Raw genomic sequence first — 3899 nt, forward strand, 5'->3', positions numbered from 1 at the left:
ACCGCTGCGCCCACACCTTCATGTCCGCCATCTGCCTCGCCGCCACCGTCCTCTTCTGGATCAAGGAGTCCTGAGCCTAGGCTCAGGACCTATTAACGATCCTCTTGCGCTGTGATGCCATGGTGGCCGGAGGTGCTGCCATGGCCGACCTGTTCTGGCTGACGAAGGCGCAGATCGAGCAGATCCCGCGCTCGTTCCCGCTCTCGCATGGCGGGCCGCGGGTGGACGACCGACGCGTCTTCAGCGGCATCATCCATGTTATCCGCAATGGCCTTCGCTGGCGCGAGGCGCCTGCCGAGTGCGGGCGGCACAAGACCCTCTGCAACCGCTTCATCCGCTGGCGCCGCATGGGCATCTTCAACCGCATCTTCGTGGGGCTGGCCGGGCGCAAGGGGCAGCCGGAGCGGCTGATGATCGACGCCACGCAGCGCAAGGCCCACCGCACGGCGGCCAGCCTGCTCGAGAAGGGGCTGATCCCCGCCGTGGCGGGCGCACCAGGGGCGGCCTGAATTCCAAGCTTCACGCGGCCTGCGACGAAAAGGGCCTCCCGTGGTCCTGCTGCTCACCGAAGGCCAGATGAGCGACCACAAGGGGCAGCCCTGATGCGCAACGCCCTGCCGTACGCCCGCATCCTGATCGGCGACAAAGGCCATAACAGCGACCGCTTCCGCCAAGCCCTGGCCGCCCGCGGCATCGAACCCTGCATGCGGTCACGCCGTGGCCGCAAGCGGCGCATCCCGCATGACAAGAAGCTTTACCGCCAGCGGCACCGCATCGAGAACATGCTCGGCAGGCTCAAGGGTTCGAGGCACTGCCTCGGACCGCCGCATCGCCATGCGCTATGGCCGATGCGCCCACACGTTCATGTTCGCCATCTGCCTCGCAGCCACCGCCATCTCTTGGATCGATGAGGTCTGAACCTAGTCTGATCTTCATCCTGATCGTGCACCTCAACCTTACTCTCCGGCCGTAATACGCCGTTCGAGAGCATGCCGCGCGCGCCGAATGCGGTGATGATGCTCTTCCAATCTGCGCTTTTATACTCTTGGGCCCAAGACATCCTGCATCGTGGCCCCGGCTGGGCTACAGTCTGGCGGCTTCCGTCACGACAGCCGCTGCCGGTTTGGTGGCGCTAGCGGTGGCTCTGCTGCGCTTCCGCACCACCCTGACTGTCGCCAAGTCATGAATTGGCCACGATCAGTGCGACAGCAGCACAGGAATAGTCGACCCTTGCAGCAGGCTACGTGTCACGCCGCCTAACACCATCTCCCGCATTCGGCCGTGGCCGTAGCCGCCGACCACCAACAGTTCCGTTCCAAGATCCGCCGCTGCGTTGAGCAGCACGTCCTCAACCTTCAGATCGCCGCCGGTCATGGTCGTGGAGGCGGATACAGTCGCTCCATGCCGGGCCAAGTGACGCGCAATATCTTCGGTCTGTACCTGGCAGCTTTCCTGCTCGACCGCCTGGGTGAATACCGAAAGGATCTGCACCGCTTCCGCCGCGCGGATCAGCGGCAAGGCGTCGCCGACTGCGCGCGCAGCTTCCCGCCGCCCGTCCCAACCTACCAGCACGCGGCGGGCCGCGAAATCGCATGGAGGGCTCAGCGGCAGCAGCAGCACTGGCCGGCCCGAGTCGAACAGGACCTCTTCGGCTAAATCAGCCTCGGTACCGTTTTGGCCGGAGCGACCTAGGATTGTGACATCGGCATAGCGGGCGTGCTGCACCAAAACTGAGCCCACTATCCCCTCCACCAGGCGCCATTCCGCCTGGATGTTCTCGTGCTGGGTTACCTCCTCAAAATTTTTGCGGATCTGCGCCGCTTTCGCCCTGGCAGCCTGCTCGGCTTCGTCGATGACCAGCTGCCATGTGGCTGGACCGACGTAACCATCCACAGCAGCCATCATTGGCCATTCTAGATCGTAGACGTGCAGAGCAGCCAAGTGGGCTTCGTGACGCTGCGCCAGCGAGATGGCCGCATTCAGGATGCCGGGAGCTGTCTCAGCACTCGGCAAGTACACCAGAATGTCTTTCAGAGACATCGCTTTCCTCCGGATCACGGCGACCGGCATGCCCAGGCCACCTGTATTGCAACGAGGTTAGGACCTGCCGGAGAAGTAGCCATCCGGCGGAAATACGGGCTGCCACGGAAGGCAAGTCACGCTTGACTGTTGGTGTGGAAGCGAAGTGAAACAGCAGAAATGGATCTGCCGTACACTAGCGCCCGGCTGGGATGCTACTAACGCTGGCAACCTCCGTCAGCCTGCCGCAGTCGAGGAGATGCAGAGTATGGTTGTCCTCAATGGCGATCATGCCGGCCTTCCGCAGCACCGTGAGGACGCGACTGACCGTTTCTGCCGTGAGCCCAAGATAATCGGAAATGTCGTAGCGCGACATGTTTAGCTCCAGTAAATGGCAGACAGGGCGGCTGCGGGTTACCAAGTCGAGCAGGAAGTGAGCCACGTGCTCGGTTGGGCTCCGGCAACCCAGCAGAATGAAACGGTCTGGTGCTGCTGCCAGCCTTTCCAGTGTGAAAATCCGCCAAGATTGTGCCGCCAGCGGTTCCTGATCCATATAAGTGTCGAGGTCTTTGCGCGCGAATGTGACCAGAACGACCTCCGTTACTGCTTCGGCAGAGAAGCGGTGTTCCTCAACGCCATCAAGGCCGAGAAGCTCACCCGGTAGCGCAAACTGCGCAATGAAGCGTCGCCCGCCTGGGAGCACGCGGCACACACGCACGGTACCTGACACCACCTTATGGAACTGCCGTATCTTGGAGCCCTCAGCGTAGATCTCGGCACTGCAAAGGAAGCGGCTCGGCTGGCCAGGAATGGCCAAGCCGCTCCACTCTGGAGCAACCATGAAGGGAAAGGATGAGGTAAGGCCAGGAAGCAGACGGCCGTCCAGCGTAGAGCTTTGCATGGATCTACTCCCTTCTGGGGCTGAGCGATGGGAGTGTCAGCACATCATCGTCTCGCCGCTACTCCGGAAAACCACGCTTCGTACAAGTAGGCATAACCCGAAAGACTAATAGTGCATCACCCGTATTCACGTTTCTGAATGGTCCTGATTCGCGTCAACGGATGATTGTCACCAGCAACTTATGATACGGTAGGCTGGGCGCTGAGCGGCAGCCGATCGGCCTAATCGTCACGAGACACCATGCACATGAGCCAGGAACGATCCAGTAAGCAGCGTCACCCGGGTACCAAGGAGCGCGTGATGCTTAGGCTAGGAAACCGGCCACATCCTTGTGCTCTGCACCGACCCTGAGGTTCGGCGCGCCTTGGCGCGATCCGAGAAGCAGACGGATTCCTAACCTATCCTTCCGCCAATACCGACTGCTGTGAATGGTCAACAGTTCTGGCGAGGAGAGTGTCGGATGGTGCTGCATGCTGATGACAGAGCATCTGCTCTCGGACAGCGTCGGGCTGCAGCTGGTGATGCTGCAATGCACCGGCCAGTTCCACATCTCATCCTCTCGGCGCTGGTGGGGCGGGCGGAGCATCCGGTTACCATTCCCTGCCATGATATACTGGCCCCTCGGTGCCAAAGGATGCCCCCTGCTGTCAGTGTCTCTTGCCATCAGGAGCACAGCACGACACTGAAGCCCAATGATACCGAGTTCAGCCACCATATTGTGAAATCACAACTAGGTTGCATGCCGCAGCAAGGTTCCAAAGCGAAGCTAAGGCGCTGGTTACATGCTATACCTTGGACGCGTCTTTGGCTGCTTCCCTGCTCGAAGGCATTAGGATTGCGTCTCGCAATAATGGCATCGAGAGAGCCGCCATGGAGCAGTATGTCGCGCTGGATGCCTCGCTCAAGGAGATCAGCGTCCGCGTGATCGACGTTGCGGAGGCCGTGGTGTTCGAGGGCAAGGCCGCGGCAGATCCCAAAT

The 3899-nt window shown here is 61.2% G+C and carries 2 protein-coding genes and 1 pseudogene; 1 reads left to right on the top strand and 2 read right to left on the bottom strand.

Annotated features, from left to right (window positions below):
* Positions 1-140 precede the first annotated feature (140 nt).
* Positions 141-918 (top strand): annotated as a pseudogene (locus EBE87_RS27795) (IS5 family transposase).
* 279 nt (positions 919-1197) lie between these two features.
* Here EBE87_RS27795 and EBE87_RS27800 read toward each other — a convergent pair.
* Both EBE87_RS27800 and EBE87_RS27805 read right to left on the bottom strand, forming a co-directional pair.
* The gene (locus EBE87_RS27800) at positions 1198-2070 is read right to left on the bottom strand and encodes a universal stress protein (protein WP_120641062.1); all 873 of its coding nucleotides are present in this window, start codon (positions 2068-2070) and stop codon (positions 1198-1200) included.
* A gap of 145 nt (positions 2071-2215) precedes the next feature.
* Positions 2216-2920 carry a helix-turn-helix domain-containing protein gene (locus tag EBE87_RS27805; RefSeq protein WP_120641063.1) on the bottom strand — a complete coding sequence of 235 codons (705 nt, stop codon included), beginning with the start codon at positions 2918-2920 and terminating at the stop codon, positions 2216-2218.
* Between the last annotated feature and the right edge of the window lie 979 nt (positions 2921-3899).

Source organism: Teichococcus wenyumeiae (assembly GCF_003696345.1).
Classification (GTDB): Bacteria; Pseudomonadota; Alphaproteobacteria; order Acetobacterales; family Acetobacteraceae; genus Pseudoroseomonas; species Pseudoroseomonas wenyumeiae.